The sequence below is a fragment of the Baekduia sp. Peel2402 genome, assembly GCF_052567285.1.
Genome location: NZ_CP199582.1, coordinates 848204 through 865777, shown reverse-complemented (window position 1 = coordinate 865777; position 17574 = coordinate 848204). Strand labels below are relative to the sequence as shown.

At 72.4% G+C, this 17574-nt stretch carries 17 protein-coding genes; 14 read left to right on the top strand and 3 right to left on the bottom strand.

Annotated elements, in window-relative coordinates; all coding sequences use genetic code 11:
* The first annotated feature begins 8 nt into the window (after positions 1–8).
* Both ACT01A_RS04260 and ACT01A_RS04255 read left to right on the top strand, forming a co-directional pair.
* On the top strand, positions 9–731 hold the full coding sequence (locus tag ACT01A_RS04260) for a ribonuclease HII (RefSeq protein ID WP_445151002.1): 723 nt from the start codon (positions 9–11) through the stop codon (positions 729–731).
* A 69-nt stretch (positions 732–800) separates the two neighbouring features.
* On the top strand, positions 801–1088 hold the full coding sequence (locus tag ACT01A_RS04255; RefSeq protein WP_445151001.1) for a GlsB/YeaQ/YmgE family stress response membrane protein: 288 nt from the start codon (positions 801–803) through the stop codon (positions 1086–1088).
* On the opposite strand, the gene ACT01A_RS04250 is transcribed toward ACT01A_RS04255, so the two are convergent.
* Positions 1085–1453 carry a YraN family protein gene (locus ACT01A_RS04250; RefSeq protein ID WP_445151000.1) on the bottom strand — a complete coding sequence of 123 codons (369 nt, stop codon included), beginning with the start codon at positions 1451–1453 and terminating at the stop codon, positions 1085–1087. The two genes, ACT01A_RS04255 and ACT01A_RS04250, sit on opposite strands and share 4 nt — an antisense overlap.
* A gap of 80 nt (positions 1454–1533) precedes the next feature.
* Between ACT01A_RS04250 and ACT01A_RS04245 the strand changes: the two genes are divergently transcribed.
* From ACT01A_RS04245 to ACT01A_RS04225, 5 genes are all read left to right on the top strand, one after another.
* Entirely contained in the window at positions 1534–1884 is a 351-nt protein-coding gene (locus ACT01A_RS04245; protein WP_445150999.1) for an FHA domain-containing protein, read from the top strand.
* 153 nt (positions 1885–2037) lie between these two features.
* Positions 2038–5331 carry a hypothetical protein gene (locus ACT01A_RS04240; RefSeq protein WP_445150998.1) on the top strand — a complete coding sequence of 1098 codons (3294 nt, stop codon included), beginning with the start codon at positions 2038–2040 and terminating at the stop codon, positions 5329–5331.
* A gap of 86 nt (positions 5332–5417) precedes the next feature.
* A complete protein-coding gene (locus tag ACT01A_RS04235; protein WP_445150997.1) occupies positions 5418–6944 on the top strand; it encodes a YifB family Mg chelatase-like AAA ATPase in 1527 nt (508 codons plus the stop codon).
* Positions 6941–8122, top strand: a complete 1182-nt coding sequence (dprA, locus tag ACT01A_RS04230; RefSeq protein ID WP_445150996.1) for a DNA-processing protein DprA — start codon at positions 6941–6943, stop codon at positions 8120–8122. The genes ACT01A_RS04235 and dprA overlap by 4 nt, the downstream gene beginning before the upstream one ends.
* Positions 8123–8195: 73 nt before the next feature.
* Positions 8196–8936: an SDR family NAD(P)-dependent oxidoreductase gene (locus ACT01A_RS04225; protein ID WP_445150995.1), complete on the top strand. Its 741-nt coding sequence runs from the start codon at positions 8196–8198 to the stop codon at positions 8934–8936.
* A gap of 60 nt (positions 8937–8996) precedes the next feature.
* Here ACT01A_RS04225 and ACT01A_RS04220 read toward each other — a convergent pair whose 3' ends face one another.
* Positions 8997–9851 carry a GNAT family N-acetyltransferase gene (locus tag ACT01A_RS04220; protein ID WP_445150994.1) on the bottom strand — a complete coding sequence of 285 codons (855 nt, stop codon included), beginning with the start codon at positions 9849–9851 and terminating at the stop codon, positions 8997–8999.
* A 167-nt stretch (positions 9852–10018) separates the two neighbouring features.
* Between ACT01A_RS04220 and thiD the strand changes: the two genes are divergently transcribed.
* From thiD to ilvD, 4 genes are all read left to right on the top strand, one after another.
* Positions 10019–10891, top strand: coding sequence for a bifunctional hydroxymethylpyrimidine kinase/phosphomethylpyrimidine kinase (thiD, locus tag ACT01A_RS04215; protein WP_445150993.1), 873 nt, complete (start codon positions 10019–10021; stop codon positions 10889–10891).
* 72 nt (positions 10892–10963) lie between these two features.
* On the top strand, positions 10964–11197 hold the full coding sequence (locus tag ACT01A_RS04210; RefSeq protein WP_445150992.1) for a hypothetical protein: 234 nt from the start codon (positions 10964–10966) through the stop codon (positions 11195–11197).
* Positions 11198–11209: 12 nt separating this feature from the next.
* Complete coding sequence (locus ACT01A_RS04205; protein WP_445150991.1) at positions 11210–11830, top strand: hypothetical protein; 621 nt, start codon at positions 11210–11212, stop codon at positions 11828–11830.
* Between the two features lie 69 nt (positions 11831–11899).
* The gene (ilvD, locus tag ACT01A_RS04200; protein ID WP_445150990.1) at positions 11900–13573 is read left to right on the top strand and encodes a dihydroxy-acid dehydratase; all 1674 of its coding nucleotides are present in this window, start codon (positions 11900–11902) and stop codon (positions 13571–13573) included.
* Here the strand turns inward: ilvD and ACT01A_RS04195 are convergent.
* The gene (locus ACT01A_RS04195; RefSeq protein ID WP_445150989.1) at positions 13570–14508 is read right to left on the bottom strand and encodes an alpha/beta fold hydrolase; all 939 of its coding nucleotides are present in this window, start codon (positions 14506–14508) and stop codon (positions 13570–13572) included. The genes ilvD and ACT01A_RS04195 overlap by 4 nt on opposite strands.
* Before the next feature lie 70 nt (positions 14509–14578).
* On the opposite strand from ACT01A_RS04195, the gene ACT01A_RS04190 reads away from it, so the two are divergent.
* The 3 genes from ACT01A_RS04190 to ACT01A_RS04180 are packed head-to-tail and all read left to right on the top strand — an operon-like array spanning position 14579 to position 17475.
* Complete coding sequence (locus ACT01A_RS04190; RefSeq protein ID WP_445150988.1) at positions 14579–15151, top strand: 5' nucleotidase, NT5C type; 573 nt, start codon at positions 14579–14581, stop codon at positions 15149–15151.
* 31 nt (positions 15152–15182) lie between these two features.
* Positions 15183–16157 (top strand): lysophospholipid acyltransferase family protein, encoded by a 975-nt coding sequence (locus ACT01A_RS04185; protein ID WP_445150987.1) that lies wholly within the window; start codon positions 15183–15185, stop codon positions 16155–16157.
* Between the two features lie 4 nt (positions 16158–16161).
* Positions 16162–17475 carry an NAD-dependent epimerase/dehydratase family protein gene (locus ACT01A_RS04180; protein ID WP_445150986.1) on the top strand — a complete coding sequence of 438 codons (1314 nt, stop codon included), beginning with the start codon at positions 16162–16164 and terminating at the stop codon, positions 17473–17475.
* Positions 17476–17574 lie beyond the last annotated feature (99 nt).

Sequence of the window (17574 nt, the reverse complement as noted above, 5' to 3'; positions counted from 1 at the left end):
GGTCGCGCGTGAACCTCGCCGACGAGCTGGCCGGCGTGGTGGAGGGCGCGGCACCGCAGAAGCCGCGTACCCGCGCCAAGCGCAAGCCGAAGACCAAGGGCGGCCGCCGTCTCTTCCAGCACGACCGCAAGCTCGGCTACCGCTGGGTCGCGGGCGCCGACGAGGCGGGGCGTGGCTGCCTGGCCGGTCCGCTGGTCGCCGCCGCGGTGCTGTTCGACTACGAGCGACTGGGCCCGCGCGAGGTTCGCGCGCTCGGCAAGCTCAACGATTCCAAGCAGCACACCGAGGAAGCGCGCGAGGAGCTCTACCCGCTCGTCATGCGCATCGCGACCAAGGTCGTGGTGACGTCGCGCAGCGCCGGCGGGATCGATCGCCGCGGCCTGCACAAGACGAACATCGCCGCGCTGCGCGAGACGCTGCTGAAGGTCGCGTGTCCGGGCTGCATCCTCTTGAGCGACGGGTTCGCCGTGGGGGAGATGGACGGCCACGACCGCCGCGCGATCGTCGACGGCGACGCGACCTCCGCCGCCATCGCCGCCGCCTCGATCATCGCCAAGGTCACCCGCGACCGCTTCATGCGCCGCGCCGACGCGCTGCATCCCGGCTGGGAGTTCGCCGCACACGTCGGCTACTCGACCCCGGAGCACCGCGACGCGATCCAGCGCCAGGGCGTCTCGCCGCTGCACCGCATGTCGTTTCAGTCGGCGGCCTACCAGCGACTTCCGCTGTAGGCGCGCCGCGCCTCGCTGTTCGACGCAAGACCCATGTATCGGAGCGCGGCGGTCGGGTACGTCGAGCGCATGATCGGTGCACTCATCCTCGGCCTCGTCGCCGGCTTCATCGGCCGCGCCCTGGTTCCCAACGACGTCTTCAGCGGCATGGAGCGAGGGCCGAAGTCCTGGGCGGCCTCGGTGGTGCTCGGCCTGGTCGGCGCGCTCGTCGGCTACTTCATCTTCACGCGCGGGCTGGGGATCGGCGACGACGACGCCTTCGACCTCGGCGGCCTGCTCAGCGCCATCATCGGCGTGATCCTGGTGCTCATCATCGCCGGCGTGGTCGCCAAGCGCACGCCTGCCGCCAAGCACTAGAACGCTCCCTCCAGGTGGCTCAGCGACGTGAGCTGCCCGCGCCCATCGATCTGGATGCCGATCGCGTCGAAGCGCAACCCCGCAGCGCGCGGGCGGCCCGGGACCTCGGTGAGGTAGGCACGGGCCATACGGCGGACCTGCGCTTGCTTGGCTCCGTGCAGCGCGTCCCAAGGTGAGCCGCGGCCGCGGCGGGTCTTGACCTCGACGAAGACCAATATGTCGCCGTCCATAACGATCAGGTCGATCTCGCCGTAGCGCGTGCGGTGATTGCGGCCGATGATCGAGCAGCCGCGGCGCTCGAGGTGCTCGGCGGCCAGGCGCTCGCCGAGGCGGCCGAGGTGGTGTCGGGGATCGGTGACGGGCATGCGCTTCACCCTCGGCGGCGCACCGTGACGGACCAAGGCGCGAACGTCACGATCCGGCGCAGAAAGCCGTTCAAAGCCTGATGAGGCATCCACACCGGCACGGCTGCTGGGCGACGGCGGCGCGGGCACGGAAGGCCCGGACGGCCGGCGACCTCCCGGTCCTCGTCCTGCCGCCGCCCGCGGCCGCGCCGCCCGGCACCCAACTCCTGCTCGGCCGCTCCCGCGCCGCCCGGATCCGCTTCGCTGACCCCACCGTCTCCCGCCGCCACGCCGTCCTGCACCGCCTCGACGACGGCGGCTGGCTGCTCACCGACCTCGCCTCCACCCACGGCACGCGCGTCAACGGCCGCGCGATCCGCACCGGCGCCGCGCTCCACGACGGCGACCAGCTCCAACTCGGTCCGGCCACGCGCGTCACGGTCCGGACCTAACGGCGCGCCCGACATGCGTCCAAAACGCTGTGCCCCACGCGCGCGCCTGCCGTTGCAAGGGGGGTGCCGCGCGCTTTCGGTGCCCTGTTTCGCTGTCTGCTTGCCACCGTCGCCCTCCTGGCGACGTCGGTCGCCCCTGCGAGCGCCGGGACCGTGTTCGATGACGATCCGTTCACGGGGACCACGTCCTCGCTGACCAGCGGCCCGCCGATCTCCATCGGCGCTCCGGCCATCTCCGGACAGCCCGTCCGCGGCAACACGCTGATCGTCAACTCCGGCTCGTGGAACCCGTCCGCGACCTCGGTCGCCTACCAGTGGCAGCGCGACACCGGCTCGGGCTACGCCGACATCTCCGGTGCGACCGCGACGACCTACACCTTGGTCCCCACGGACCAGACCGCCACCATCCGCGTCCACGTCATCGCCTCCAACGCCTCGGGCAACGGCGCCGTCGACTCCAACGTGGTCGGCCCGGTTCTCGCCGCCACGCCGGTCAACACGGTCGCGCCGACGATCTCCGGCAGCACCGTCGGCGGCAACACGCTGACCGCCACGCGCGGCTCCTGGTACCCCGCGGGCACGTCCTACACCTACCAGTGGCAGCGCAACACCGGCTCGGGCTACACCGCCATCAGCGGCGCGACGACGTCGACCTACACGACGCTCCCCGCGGACGTCGGCGCCACGGTTCGCGCCACGGTCACCGCGACCAACGCCTACGCCTCGACCACGGTTACGACCAACGCGCTCGGCGCGATCACGACCGGCAAGCCCGCCAGCGTCGTCGCGCCCGTCGTCTCCGGCACGACCAAGCGCGGGTACCGGCTCGCGGTCACCGCCGGGACGTGGAGCCCTACGGCCAACACCTACAGCTTCCAGTGGCAGCGCGACGACGGCACCGGCTACGCGGACGTTGCCGGCGCGACCGGGACGACCTACACGCTCGGCGACGACGACATCGGCTACCCGTTGCAAGTCGTCGTCACCGCGTCTAACTCCTTCGGCGACACGGTCGCGACCTCCGCGCCGACCGCCAACATCGCCACCGACCCGCCGGTCAACACGGGCACGCCCGGGATCGCCGGCACCGCCAAGCGTACGTTCACGCTGACCGCCTCGGCCGGCGCCTGGACGCCTGCGGGCGCGGCCTACACCTACCAGTGGCAGCGCGACACCGGCTCGGGCTTTGCGAACATCAGCGGCGCGACCGCCACCACCTACACCTTGGTCGCCGGCGACGTCGCCGCGACGGTCCGCGTCGCGGTCAAGGCCACCAACGTGGACGGCAACACCACCGCCTACTCGGCTCCGACCGCCACGGTCCTCGCAGCCACGCCCGGCAGCGCGACCCCGCCGATCGTGACCGGCAGCGCCCGCGTCGGCGAGCTGCTGACGTCCAACACCGGCACCTGGATCCCGGCGGCGACGAGCTACGCCTACCAGTGGCAGCGCAAGGTCGCCGGGACGTTCACGGACATCAGCGGGGCGACCTCGCAGACCTACGCCTTGGTCGCCGCTGACGAGGGCGCGGAGATCCGGTCGAAGGTGACGGCGACCAACGCCGACGGCACCGGCGACGGCTACAGCCCCGCCACGCCCGCGGTCATCGCCCCGCCGGTCGCGCCCGCGACGATCGCTGCGCCGTCCGGCACGCTGCAGGACACCGGGACGCTCACGATCAACGGCGGCACCTGGACGCCGTCGACGACCACGCTGACCTACCAGTGGCTGCGCTGCCCGTCGGGCGCGACCGTGATCGGCGGCTGCATCACGATCGGCACCGGCAGGACCTACACGTTGGTCGGCCCGGACGTCGGGCACACGATCGGCGTCCGCGTCACCGGCACGATCCCGGGCGCCTCGACGGTCGTCTCCTCGGCGCTGACCGCCAACGTCACCGGCCGCGCGCTCACCAACTCGGTGGTCCCGGTGATCTCCGGGACCGTGCAGGTCGCCCAGACCGTGCGGGCTATCGCAGGCGCGTGGAGCGTCCCGACGATCGCGTTGCGCTACCAGTGGCGGCGCTGCGACCCCGACGGCACGACCAACTGCGCGGACATCCCCGGCGCAACGCGCACGGAGTACAAGGTCGTCACGAGCGACAAGGACCACACCTTGGTCTTGCGCGAAGCTGCGACGTCCTGGGGGCGCAACGCGACGGCCGACAGCCTCGCCGCGACCGTCGCCGACCAGCCGGTGCCGGTGATCGTCTCGGCGCCGGTCGTCACCGGCACGGCGGCGCGCGCGTCCAACCTGCAGGTGTCGCGCGGCGTGTGGCGCAACGACCCGACCGCGTTCAGCTACCAGTGGCGGCGCTGCGACGCCAACGGCGCCAACGGCGCCAACTGCGCCGACATCACGGGCGCGACGCGCGCCAACTACGTCCTGACCGCGGCCGACACCGGCCACACGATCGTCGCCGTCGTATCGGCCGAGAACACCGAGGGCATCACCGCGGCGCCGTCGGCGGCCACCGGCGTGGTCGCGCAGGTGTTGCCGCAGCTCGTCACCGTCGGCGACATCATCGGGACGCTGCAGGTGCCGCAGACGATCCAGGTCCGCCGTGGCACCTGGCGCACGACGCAGGACACCAACTACGGCTTTCAGTGGCAGCGCTGCGACGCCAATGGCGCCAACTGCGCGGACATCGTGGGCGCGCGCGCCCAGTACTACCGCCTGCAGACCGCGGATGCGCGCAAGCGCTTGCGGGTCGTCCAGAGCGCGACCAACCCGGACGGGACCGTGACCGCCGCGACGCCGGTGACGGTGCCGATCGTCCCCGCCAAGCCCGGCCTGATGACCACGCCGCGGCTGACGTCGACCGGCCGCGCGGACGTCGGCAAGACCATCACCTTGACCCCGGGCTCCTGGAACGGGACGACCGAGATCACGTCCAAGACGCTTGAGTTCTGGCGTTGCAACCCGCGCTGCGTCTCGCTGACGACCGGCGGCGCGGGCTCCTATGTGCTGACCAACGACGACGCGGGCGCGCTGATCCGCGGGTCGGAGACGGCGGTCGGCCCGGGCGGGACGATCGTCGCGTGGGCGAGCGCGTGGGTCGGTCCGGTGCACTCGCCCACGGTGGCGTCGTCGTCCTTCGCGGCGCGCGGCGGGACCGAGGTGCTGCGCACGTCGAGCGGGATGGCGCTGGCGTCGGCGACGGTGGCGGCGTCGACGGGCGGCGTGGCGCGTGCGGCGGCCGCTGGTTCCGGGACCCGTGACCGGACGGTCCGCGTGTCACTCACGCGCGCGAAGAAGGCACCGAAGGGCAAGCTGCGCGCGTGGGCGTGCCTGGTCAAGCCGGCGGCGGACGAGACGACGCCGTGCAGCAAGGCAATCACGTTGACTCGCCGCGCGACCTTGAAGCTGAAGGTGGCCAAGGGCGCGCGCGTGCAGGTGACGGTGGTGCGGGCGCGCGCCACCGCCGCCGCCAAGAAGCACCGCTGAGGCGGCGCGCCGCTGCGCGGACCGCGCGCGCTTTCGTCACCGCCACGCGCTGATCCGTCACGACCGCCGCCATAGCTTCGGCGGCCATGCTCGCCCACGTCACCACGTTTGCCATCCACGGCGTCGAGAGCCGCCGCGTCACCGTCGAGGTCGACATCCGCCCGGGGCTGCCCGGGTTCGCGATCGTCGGGCTGGGCGACCGCGCCGTCCGCGAAGCGCGCGAGCGCGTCCGCTCGGCGGTGCTGAACTCCGGCTTCGAGTTCCCGGCGCGAAGGATCACCGTCAACCTCGCTCCGGCGTCGCTGCGCAAGGAGGGGCCGGGGTTCGACCTGGCGATCGCGTGCGGGATCCTCGCGGCGAGCGCCCAGCTCCCGGCCGCGTCGCTGGAGCGCACCGCGGTGTTCGGCGAGCTGGCGCTCGGTGGCGAGCTGCGGCCGTGCCGCGGCGCGCTGGCCGTGGGGGAGGGCGTGGCGGCGGCAGGGTTGCCGGCCCTCGTGCTCCCGGCGCACAGCGCGCGGGAGGCGGCGCTGGTCGAGGACGTCGGCGTGTCGGGTGCGGAGGACCTCGCGGAGGTTGTGACGATCCTGCGCGGCGAGAGCGCCGGGACGCTGCCGCCCGAGCCATCGGACGTGCCGGCTACTGCCGCGTACGCGCTCGATCTCGCCGATGTCCGTGGCCACGCCGGACCGTTGCGCGCGCTGGCGATCGCCGCGGCGGGCGGCCACAACCTGCTGCTGGCCGGTCCGCCGGGAACGGGCAAGACGATGCTCGCCCAGCGCCTGCCGACCATCCTGCCGCCGCTGTCACGCGCGGAGGCGATCGAGGTGACGCGCATCCAGGGGATCGCCGGGCTGCGGCCGGGTGAGGGGCTGGCGACCGAGCGGCCGTTCCGCGCGCCGCACCACACGGTGTCGGCGTCCGGGTTGGTCGGCGGCGGGTCCTATCCGCAGCCGGGCGAGATCACGCTGGCGCATCAGGGCGTTCTGTTCCTGGACGAGCTAGCGGAGTTTTCGCGCTCCGCGCTGGAGTCGCTGCGCCAGCCGCTGGAGGATGGTCGCGTCGCGATCGTCCGCGGGCAGCGTCGCTCCGTGTTCCCAGCTGAAGTGATGGTGGTGGCATCGACCAACCCGTGTCCGTGCGGCCACGCGGGCACGCCGCGCTGCCGCTGTGGCGAGGGCGACATGATGAAGTACCAACAGCGCCTGTCCGGACCGCTGCTCGACCGCCTCGACCTCCTGGTCGACGTGCAGCGTCCGACGCCGGAGGACTTCGAAGGACCGCCGACGTGCCGCAGCGCGGAGGTCCGCGCGCAGGTGGTCGCCGCGCGTGAGCGCCAGGTGGCGCGGCTCGCGCGCACGGGCGCGCGCTGCAACGCGCAACTGCCCGCGTCGCTGATCCGGGACATGATCCCGTTGGATGCCCGCGGCGCGTCGGTGCTGCGCCGGGCGTATGACCGCGGCACGCTCAGCCCGCGCGGGCACGATCGCGTGCTGCGCGTGGCGCGGACGATCGCCGACCTGGCGGAGCGCGAGGCGGTCGCGACCGACCACTTGCTGGAGGCGCTGAGCCTGCGCCAGGCGCTGGACGACGCGCGCATGGAGGGCGCGGCATGAGCGACGCTCCGGGAGTGGCGTGCCCGGCCTGCCTGCGACGCGCGCGACTGCTCGCGCTGGTCGCGGGCGGGCTGGAGGTCGCCCACAAGCAGCGGCGGCCGATCCGCGACGTGCTGGCGCTCGACGACGAGTCGCTGATCGTCGCGGCCGCGGGCAAGCGCGACGGGGTGGACGCGCTGCGTGACCACATGGCCGCCTTCGACCCGTTCGACCTCCTGATCGCCGCCGCCGACGCTGAGCTGGAGGTGCTCTGCCGTCACACCGCCGACTACCCGGAGCCGCTGGCCGACGACCGCGCCGCGCCGCACGCGCTGTTCGTCCGCGGCGGGGAGGAGGCGCGGGCGCGCCTGGCGGCGCTGCTCGGCCACGATCGCCCCGAGGGCACGCCGCTGGCCGTTGCGGCGATCGTCGGGACGCGGCGCGCGTCGGATGAAGGCCTAGAGGTCGCTCGTGCGCTCGGGCGCGGGCTGGCCTCCGCGGGCGTGACGGTCGTCTCCGGCATGGCGCTTGGCGTCGACTCCGCCGCCCACGCGGGCGCGCTGGAGGCGGGCGGCCGGACGATCGCGGTCCTGGCCGGCGGCGCCGACGTCCCGTACCCCGCGAGCAAGTCCAAGTTGTATGACGCGATCCTGGCCGGGGGCGGCGCGGTCGTGTCGGAGATGCCGCCGGGCTTCCGCGCGTTCCGCTGGAACTTCCCGGCGCGCAATCGGATCATCGCGGCGCTCGCGCCCGCGACGATCGTCGTGGAGGCCGCGGAGCGCTCCGGCTCGCTGATCACCGCCGAGCTGGCGCTGGAGCTCGGCCGCGACGTCGGTGCCGTTCCCGGCCCGGTGATGAGCTGGCGCTCGCGCGGCACCAACGCGCTCCTGCGCGACGGCGCCACGGTGGTCCGCGACGCGATCGACGCCCTCGACCTCACCGTCGGCATCACCGCCGCCCAGGCCGCGCTGCGCGACGCCGCGACGTCCACGCTCCCACCGCCCGCCAACCTCGCGCCGGACCTCGCCGCGCTGCTGGCCGCGGTCGAGGACGGACAAGACACGATCGCCGCTCTCGCACCCGACCCCGCGGGAGCCTCCACTGTCCGCGCCGCACTCATGGAGCTCGAGCTCCTCGGCCTGGTCCGCCGCTCGCCCACCGGCCGCCTGACCCGCACGATGCGCTCGGCGTTCGCCTGACGTCGATCTCACGTCCCGAGCCGCGGGCGCGTTGTGGAAGGCGACAACGTGCGAACGAGGCAGGGAGCGAGATATGGACATTGCCTTCATCACCGGTGCCAACAAGGGCATCGGGTTGGCGACCGCGGAGCGGCTGGGTGGGATGGGGGTGCGCGTCGTGGTCGGCGCGCGCGAGCAGGCGAAGGGCGCGGCGGCGGTGGCGGAGCTGGTGGAGAAGGGCGTCGAGGCCGTCGCGGTCGAGATCGACGTCACCGACGACAACAGCGTCCGCGCCGCGGCGGAGCTCGTCCGGGCCGAGCACGGACGGGTCGACATCCTCATCAACAACGCCGGGATCCTGCCGGAGGCGGCTGCCGCCCATCGCGTCAAAGGGCCGATGGACATCGCGATGTTCCGCGAGACCTTCGCAACGAACCTCTTCGGCGTCGTGACGACGACCGCCGCGTTCCTGCCGCTGCTGCTCGCCGCACCGCGGGGACGGATCGTCAACGTGTCGAGCACCGTCGGCTCGCTGGCCGACCAGTCCGACCCCACCTCCGCCTACCACGGCCTCGTCGTGCCGGCCTACCAGGCGTCGAAGGCCGCGCTGAACTCGATCACGATCGGCCTCTCGAAGTCTTTGGCCGACACCAACATGAAGGTCAACGCCGTGTGTCCCGGCTGGGTCCAGACCGATCTCGGCGGCCCGCACAACCGCGCCGCCGCACCCACCACGCCCGCCGATGCGGCCCACGTCGTCGTCGACCTCGCCCTCCTCGACTCAGACGGCCCGACCGGCGGCTTCTTCGACGCCGACGGCCCAGTGCGCTGGTGAAGGTCCCGCCGCGCTCGGCGACGGGGCGACGGCGTTGGCCGTCGCCCCGCCGAGCGAGCTCTACGGCATCGCCAAGCTGACGTGCAGGATCGTCGTCGCGTCGGTGAAGCCGGCGCGGGCGTAGACGCGGTGGGCACCGGCGTCGCCGGGCGTCAGCCAGACGATCTCGATGCCCGCGGCGAAGGCGGCGCTCGCCAGCGACGCGGTCAGCGCGCCGGCGATGCCGCGGCGACGGTGGGTCGCCGAGACGCCGATGCCGGCGATCTCGGTCACGCCATCGCCCGGAACCGTCGCCACGCCGCCGCCGACGACCGCGCCGGTCTCGACGTCACGGGCGAGCAGCGTGAGGCCGCCGTCGGCCAAGCGCTCGCGGCCACGCTCGGCGGCCTCCGCACGCTCGGCCGCCGTGGCGGGCGATGGCTCAACGCCGAAGGCCACGTGCTGCACGGTGTCCAGCTCGTGCCAGTCGTCGTCGGACGCCGGCACCTCGAACACGATCCCGTCGGGTGCCGGCAGGGCGACCACGTCAGGCGGCTCGCACACCATCCCCGGCAGGAGCGCCTCGACCACGAAGCCGCCGGCGATCAGCGCGGCCTCGACGTCCGGTGCGGCGTTCGGCAGGTACTCCAGCCGCGGCAGGCGGTCGCGCTTGTTGTAGGCATCGACCAGCGCGGCGACGTCCGCCGCCGTCGGCCGCGCGCCGTCGTCGGGGATCGCGTAGTTGGTGTAGGGCATGGCATCGCGCGCGTTGAACGTCGCGAGGAACGGGCCGACGCGCTCGACGTCGCGCCCACGCGCGGCCGCGCCGCGCAGGTACTGCTGGATCCGGTGATCGGAAAGCACTTCTTGTAGGCCTTTCGGCAGGAAGGAATCGACGACCGCGCCGAACATCGCGTTCGGCGGGGGAGATCGCATTGGGCCGCGGGCGGCGCTTGGTCAGCGCACAGGGCCGGCGGCGTCTTGGCAACGAATCGTCGTCAGAGGCCTCATCGCCGACGGTACCAGCCGTCGCAGCGCGTGGCCAGGGGTGCTAGCACGAAGAGGACGCCGCTTGGCAGGGGCGGCGGCTAGCATCGCCGCCGATGGCCACGACCTCCCCGCGCGTCCCCGTCTGCCTCTCGATCGCCGGCTCGGACTCGGGTGGGGGCGCGGGGATCCAGGCGGATCTGAAGGCGTTCGCGCGCTGCGGGGTGCACGGGACGACGGCGATCACCGCGATCACCGCGCAGAACACGGTGGCGGTCACGCGGGTGGAGCCGGTGTCACCGGAGATGGTGGTGGCGCAGATCGAGGCGGTGGCGAGCGACTTCACGATCGGCGCCGTGAAGATCGGGATGGTCGGAGGGGCGCCCGTGATCGAAGCGGTGGCCAAGGCGCTCGATGCGCTGCCGCCCAACACGCCCGTCGTCCTGGACCCCGTGATGATCGCCGAGTCCGGCGCCCGCCTGTTGCCCGAGGACGCCGAGCGCGCGCTGGTCGAGCTGCTGCTCCCGCGGGCGACGGTGGTCACGCCGAACGTCCCGGAGGCGCGCGCGCTGGCGGGCGCGACCGCCGCCACGCTGGATGGGGCGGAGCTGGCCGTCGCGGTCCGCGAACGCGGCGCGAACGCCGTCGTCGTCACCGGCGGCCACCGCGCGACGGCGACCGACGTCTTGCTCCCGCTCGGCGCCGACGCTGGCAACGCCATCGAGATCCCGGGCGCGCGCCACCCCGACGGCGCCGCCCACGGCTCCGGCTGCACGCACTCCTCGGCGCTCGCCGCGCACCTCGCGCTCGGCTTCGAGATCGTCGAAGCCGCCCATGCCGCGCGGGCGATCGCCGCCGAGGCCGTGCGCTACGGCCTGCGCGACCTTGGCGCCGGTGCCGGGCCCGTCAACGTCCTCGGCGTCGGCTACGGCGACGTCCACGCGGTCCCGAACGCCGGCCGCCTTGGCGCGCCCGCCATCACGGAGTAGGACATCCGGCACATTCACGGCGCACCGGACCGTTCGGCCTTTGCCATAATCACGCCGGTGAGGTTCCTGCGCATGAAGCCTGGTCATGGCGAGGTCCTCCTGGCCGAAGGCGACGTGGACGTCGTCAGCGAGGAGCAGATGCTCCTGGACGAGTTTCGCCGCCAGCTCGACGAGGGGATGTGGGCGGCGGTGCCGGTCACGTCCAGCGCCGGGCGCCGCGAGGCCCGGATGGTGAAGGCCTTCGAGGACGTCCCGCGCGACGCCGACCGCGTCATCTTCTTCCCGCGCGCCGCGGGCGGGCGGTAGAGGACCACCGCGATGCTGCTCGCGCTCGGCGCCACCCTGATCGTGATCGTGGCGCTGCTGTGGGAAGTCGCCGCTCCGCGCCTGACCGAGACCTTCGAGCGGCACAAGGCCCGCCGCGCGCGCGTCCCCGTCGACGTCTACGACCCCGGCCGCGAGCGCCGCGCCGAGCAGCGCGCTCGCCAGCTCCTGCGCTCCTGCGTCAACGACGAGGAGTGGGATATGTATCGCGAGCTCGGGTTCATCCGCGTCTGGGGCGGCCTGGCCGAGGGTCCCGACCAGGGCGGCACGAACGCGACCCGCGCCGGCGCGCCTTACGCCTACCTCATCTACCCGCACAAGCCGGTCGTCGCCTACCTGCCGCAGACCCGCGAGCTGCTCGCCGAGTACTGCGTGGCCTTCCCGGACGAGACGCGGCCCTACGGCTCTGCGCGCCTGCCGGACTCCGACGACGCGCTGGCCAAGTGGATGGCCTTGACCGGCGACGAGCGCCACCTCGTCGGCCAGGCCAACATGCACCTGCCCGGCCGCCAGGTCGACCCCAAGCAGGTCCGCCGTGACCTGTGGCGCTTGACGCAGTGGGAGCAGGCGCGCCTGCGCCGCCTCGCGCGCGAGCAGCGCACGACCACGTCGTAAGCGGCGGCCGCGCCGGCGATGGGCCGCGCGTAGGGGAGACGCGGCACGCCGCGGGGTAGCCCACGGATCGTGGACCCCAAGCACAAGAGCCGCGCGCTGACCGAGGGCCCGGAGCGCGCCGCCGCTCGCGCCTACCTCAAGGGCATCAACTACTCCGACGAGGACCTCGCCAAGCCGATCATCGGCGTGGCGAACACCTGGATCGAGACGATGCCGTGCAACTTCCACCTGCGGATGCTGGCCAAGCACGTCAAGGACGGGATCCGGGCGGCGGGCGGGACGCCGATGGAGCTCAACACGGTCGCGATCTCCGACGGGATCACGATGGGCACCTCCGGCATGAAGACGAGCCTCGTCTCCCGCGAGGTGATCGCCGATTCGATCGAGCTGGTCGCGCGCGGCCATCTGTTCGACGGCGTCGTCGCGCTGAGCGGCTGCGACAAAACGCTGCCCGGCACCGTGATGGCGCTCGCGCGGCTGGATCTGCCGTCACTCATGCTCTACGGCGGCTCGATCCGGCCCGGCCGCTTCCAGGGCAAGGACGTCACGATCCAGGCGGTCTTCGAGGCGGTCGGCGCGCACGCCGCGGGCAAGATGACCGACGCGGAGCTGCACGAGCTGGAGGGCGTCGCCAGCCCGGGCCCGGGCGCGGGCGCGTGCGGTGGGCAGTTCACCGCCAACACGATGGCCATGGCCTTCGAGGTCCTCGGGATCTCGCCCGAAGGCTCGTCGATGGTTCCGGCTGAGGCCGAGACCAAGCAGAAGGTCGCCTTCGAGGCCGGGCAACTCATCGTGGAGGTGCTCAAGCGCGGCGTCACCGCGCGGCAGGTGATCACCAAGGACTCGCTCGAGAACGCGATCGCCGCCGTCGCGACCAGCGGCGGCTCGACCAACGCGGTGCTCCACCTGCTCGCGGTCGCGCACGAGGCGGGCGTCGCGCTGAGCATCGACGACTTCGACCGCATCTCCGACGCGACGCCGCTGCTGTGCGATCTGGCTCCGGGCGGGAAGTACGTCGCGGTCGACCTCTACGCGGCGGGCGGCGTCCCGCTCGTGCTGAAGCGCCTACAACAGCTCGGGCGGTTGAACGAGAACGCGCCGACGGTGACGGGCCGGACGGTGGGGGAGATCGCGCGGGCGGCGGAAGAGGCGGAAGGGCAAGTGGTCGTGCGCGAGATGAGCGAGGCGATCAAACCGAGCGGCGGTCTCGCGATCCTCCGCGGCAACCTCGCGCCCGACGGCTGCGTCGTCAAGCTCGCCGGCCACGAGCGACGCCACCATCAAGGTCCCGCGCGGGTCTTCGAAGGCGAGGAGGCCGCGATGCGCGAGGTGCTCGCCGGCACCATCGAGCAGGGCGACGTCCTCGTCATCCGCAACGAGGGGCCGGTGGGCGGTCCCGGGATGCGCGAGATGCTCGCGGTCACCGCCGCGCTCAATGGCGCCGGCCTCGGCGAGCACGTGGCGCTGCTGACCGACGGGCGCTTCTCCGGCGCGACGCACGGCTTCATGGGCGGGCACGTCGCGCCCGAGGCGGCGCTCAACGGCCCGATCGCCGCCGTCCACGACGGCGACGTCATCACCATCGACGTCGACGCCAAGCGCATCGACGTCGACCTCGACGACGCGGAGATCGCCGAGCGCGTGGCCGCCTACGACCCGCCCGTCAGCCCCGACGCCACGGGCGTCCTGGCCAAGTACGCCAAGCTGGTCGGCAGCGCCGGCCAGGGCGCGGTGACGACCTAGTCCTCCAAGAACTCCTCGACGAGCGCGTTGAACGCCACCGGGCGCTCCAGCATCGCCACGTGGCCCGTCTCCTCGTAGACGACCACGCGCGACCCCGGGATCAGCTTCCCGAACTCCCACGCGTCACGCACCGGGATCAGCGGGTCCTTGGTGCCCCACACGACCAGCGTGGGGACGGTGATCTCCGGCAGCCGGTCGCGGATCGGGTACGACGTCAGGGCATCCAAAGCAGGGACGAACCCGGGCTTGCCCGAGCCGCGCAGCTGCTCGGCGGCCAGCGGAGCCGGCAGCCGGCCCGGATGCGCCGCGACGATCGCCAGCAGCTGCTTGCGCAGCCGTGGACGGCGGACGGCGGAGTCGGCGCGCGAGGCCAGCCAGCCCGCGCTCGCCGCCGTGATGTTCGCCGTCAGCCGCGCCGCGCGGTAGACGTTGCGCTGGGACTCGATCGTCAGGCCCGCGGGGGAGACCAGCACCAACCGGTCGACCCACGTCGGGAACCGCAGCGCGATCTCGGCACCGACGAAGCCGCCCATCGAGTTGCCGACCACGACCGCACGCGTCACGCCCAGCCCGCGCAGCAGCTCGTCGACGATCCCCGCGTAGCCCGTGATCGAGATCTTCTCCGCTGGCATCGGCGACGCGCCGAAGCCGGGCAGGTCCATCGCGATGCAGCGCCAGCCAGCCGCCGCCAGCACGGGCAGGTTCTCCAGCCAGTTCTGCCAGGAGCCGGAGAGGCCGTGGATCCAGACGATCGTGCCGTGGGCGGCGCCCGCATCAGGCCCCGGCCCGATGTCGATCACGTTCACTGGTCGTCCGGCCACCTCGACCCAGCGCTGGTGCTGTCGCCAGTCGATGTCGAGCCACAGGCTTCTACCTGCCGGTCCGTATAGGTCGACGGCCACGGTCGGCTGGTCCGGCATCGTCACGCTCGCCATGGCCCTACGATACGTCCCGGAGCGTCGTCGCCGCGGGAGGAGACGGCCGTCGGCGCACCGGGTCACACCTATGCGCATCGCGATCGACATCGACTCCACCCTCCACCACTACTGGGACGTCCTCTCAGACGCCGCCCAGCGCCGCTTCGGGATCGACCTGCCCTACGAGGAGCAGTTCGACTGGGGGATCACCCGCCTGAAGCCCGAGCAGCTCCGCTGCGTGATTGACGAGACCCACGCCGACGCGGCGATCCTCGCGGGTCGCCCGTACGACAAGGCCGTCGAGACCGTCAACGCGTGGCACGCCGACGGCCACTTCATCCACATCACGAGCCACCGCGCGCAGCGCGCGCACGCGGCCACCGAGCAGTGGCTCGACGCGATCGGCCTGAAGTACGACGAGCTCTACTGCTCTGACGACAAGGTCACGCGCTGCACCGAGATCAGCATCGACCTGCTGATCGACGACAGTCCCAAGAACATCGAGCGGGCGATGGAGCGCGGCATCCGCGTGGCGACGATCCACCACCCGTGGAACGCCGACGTCTGCGAGATTGAAGACGTCATGTGCGCCAAGGACTGGGCGCAGTTGGCCGCCAAGCTCGCCCCGCTGCTGGCCAAGACCAAGACCTCGGTCGCTTAGCACGCCCCCGCCTGGGACAATCCCCGGCGGGATGGCGAACACGACCCGGAGCACGTTGCGGCAGGGCGAGCAGGAGCCCGCGCGGATCGACGAGGACGACCGGCTGGCGCTGGTCGACGACGCACCGGCGCCCGCGGCGCCAGGGAGCGCCGGCCAAGAGGTCGCAGAGCGCCCCGAGGAGCCCGATCTGCGCCCGTACCTGGCGCCGATCGAGCCCGACCGCCAGGTCAGCGACTGGGGCCGCAGCGAGCGCGTCGAGGGCTTCTTCGACCGCACGTTGTATGACTTCTACTACCACCTGTGGTTTCGCACCGAGGTGGAGGGCATCGAGCACGTCCCGTCCGACGGCGGCGCGTTGTTGGTGTCCAACCACAGCGGCGCGCTGCCGCCCGACGCGCCGATGATCGCCAAGGCGATCAAGGAGGAGCACGCTCACCCGCGGCCCCTGCACCTCACGATGGAGAACTTTTTTCGGGGTTATCCGGGACTGAGCATGCTGCTGCCCAAGATCGGCGGCGTCACCGCACACCCGGCCAACGTCCACCGCCTGCTGCACGACGAGCAGCAGCTCGTGCTCGTCTTCCCCGAGGGTCGCAAGGGCACCGAGAAGCTCTACAAGGAGCGCTACCGCCTGCGCCGCTTCGGCCGCGGCGGCTTCGTCGAGGCGGCGATGCGCGCCAAGGCGCCGATCGTCCCGATCGCGGTCATCGGCGCCGAGGAGGCCCAGCCGATCTTCGCCCACGTCCGCCCGCTGCAGAAGCTCACGGGCCTCATCTACTTCCCGATCACGCCGTTGTTCCCGCACTTCGGCCTGCTCGGCACCGCCTACCTGCCCGCCAAGTTCAAGATCCGCTTCCTGCCGCCGGTGCCGACCGACGACCTGGGCGTCGACGAGCCATGGGAGGACCAGGCGCTCGTGCAGACGATCGCGCACGACATCCGCGCGACGATCCAGGACGAGCTGCTGGACATGCTCGGCAAGCGCAAGTCCGTCTGGTTCGGATAGCGGCATGCGCTCTCGCCGCATCCTCATCACGGGCCTGTCGACCTACTGGGGCGCGCGCCTGGCGCAGGCCCTGGAGCGCGACCCGGAGATCGAGACCGTCATCGGGATCGACCGCACGCCGCCCAAGCTCGCGCTGGAGCGCACGGAGTTCGTCCAGGTCTCAGATGCCCACAGCCTCATCCGCCGGATCGTGGACGCCGCGGAGATCGACACGATCGTGGACACGAGGTTGGTCGTCGACTCGATCGTCACGTCGCGCTCCCGCGCGCACGAGAACAACGTCATCGGCACCATGAACGTCCTGGCCGCGGCGGGCGGGCCGGACTCGCCCGTGCGCAAGTTGGTGTTCAAGTCGAGCGCCCGCTACTACGGCGCCGAGCAGGACGACCCGGCGTTCTTCACCGAGACGATGCGCCGCCCGCACGCGCCGACGACGCCGATCGAGCGCGACATCTGCGAGGCCGAGGCCAACGTCCGCGACTTCCGCCACAAGAACCCGGACGTCACGGTCACGACGCTGCGCTTCGCCAACGCGCTGGGCCCGGACCTGCGGACCTCGTGGCAGACCTACCTTGGCCTGTCGGCGATCCCGGCGATCCTCGGCTTCGACCCGCGGGTCCAGTTCATCCACGAGGAGGACATGGCCAACTGCCTCCAGCACGCGGTCCTCTACGACCTCGACGGCACGTTCAACTGCGCGGCCGACGGCGTCCTGGTCCTCAGCGAGGTCGCCGACCTGCTCGGCAAGCCGCTGTTGCCGATCCTGCCGCCGTGGGGAACGGGCCTGGCGACGACGGTCGCGCGCCGTGCCGGGCTGCCGATCCAGGCCGAGATGCTCCCGCAGCTGCGCTTTGGCCGAGCGCTGGACAACCGCCGCTACAAGGCGACCGGGTTCGTCTACCAGCACACGACACGCGAGACGGTCCTCAAGCTGCGCGAGCAGCAGCGCCTGGAGCCGATCCTGCGCGGGGTGACGGGGACGTCGTACCGCTATGAGTCCGCGGTCGAGGAGTTCTTGCGCTTCAGCCCGAGCGTGCGGCAGGCCAATGCGCGGCCGCAGCTGGGGCCGTCCAACAGCGCGCCCCGGGCGCGGCTGGCCGAGGAGCAGGCGGGAGACGGGGACTCGCCCGCGCCCATCGCGGCGCCCACGACGCCCTACGCCTCGCTGCCCGCGCGGGAGATCCTCGCGATCCTGCCGTCGCTGGGCCACGACGATCTCCGCGCATTGCGCGATCACGAGGCCGCGAACGCCGCGCGCCAGACCGTCTTGCGGGGCATCGACCGCCTGTTGGGCGAACCGCAGACGTCCGCTCGCTGACAATTTGAAGCACGCCGACGCGCCCGATCCGGCGGGCAGCGGTCCTTGCAGGGGTTTTCTCGGGTTGTCCGACCGACTACCCTGACACTCTCCAGGGCC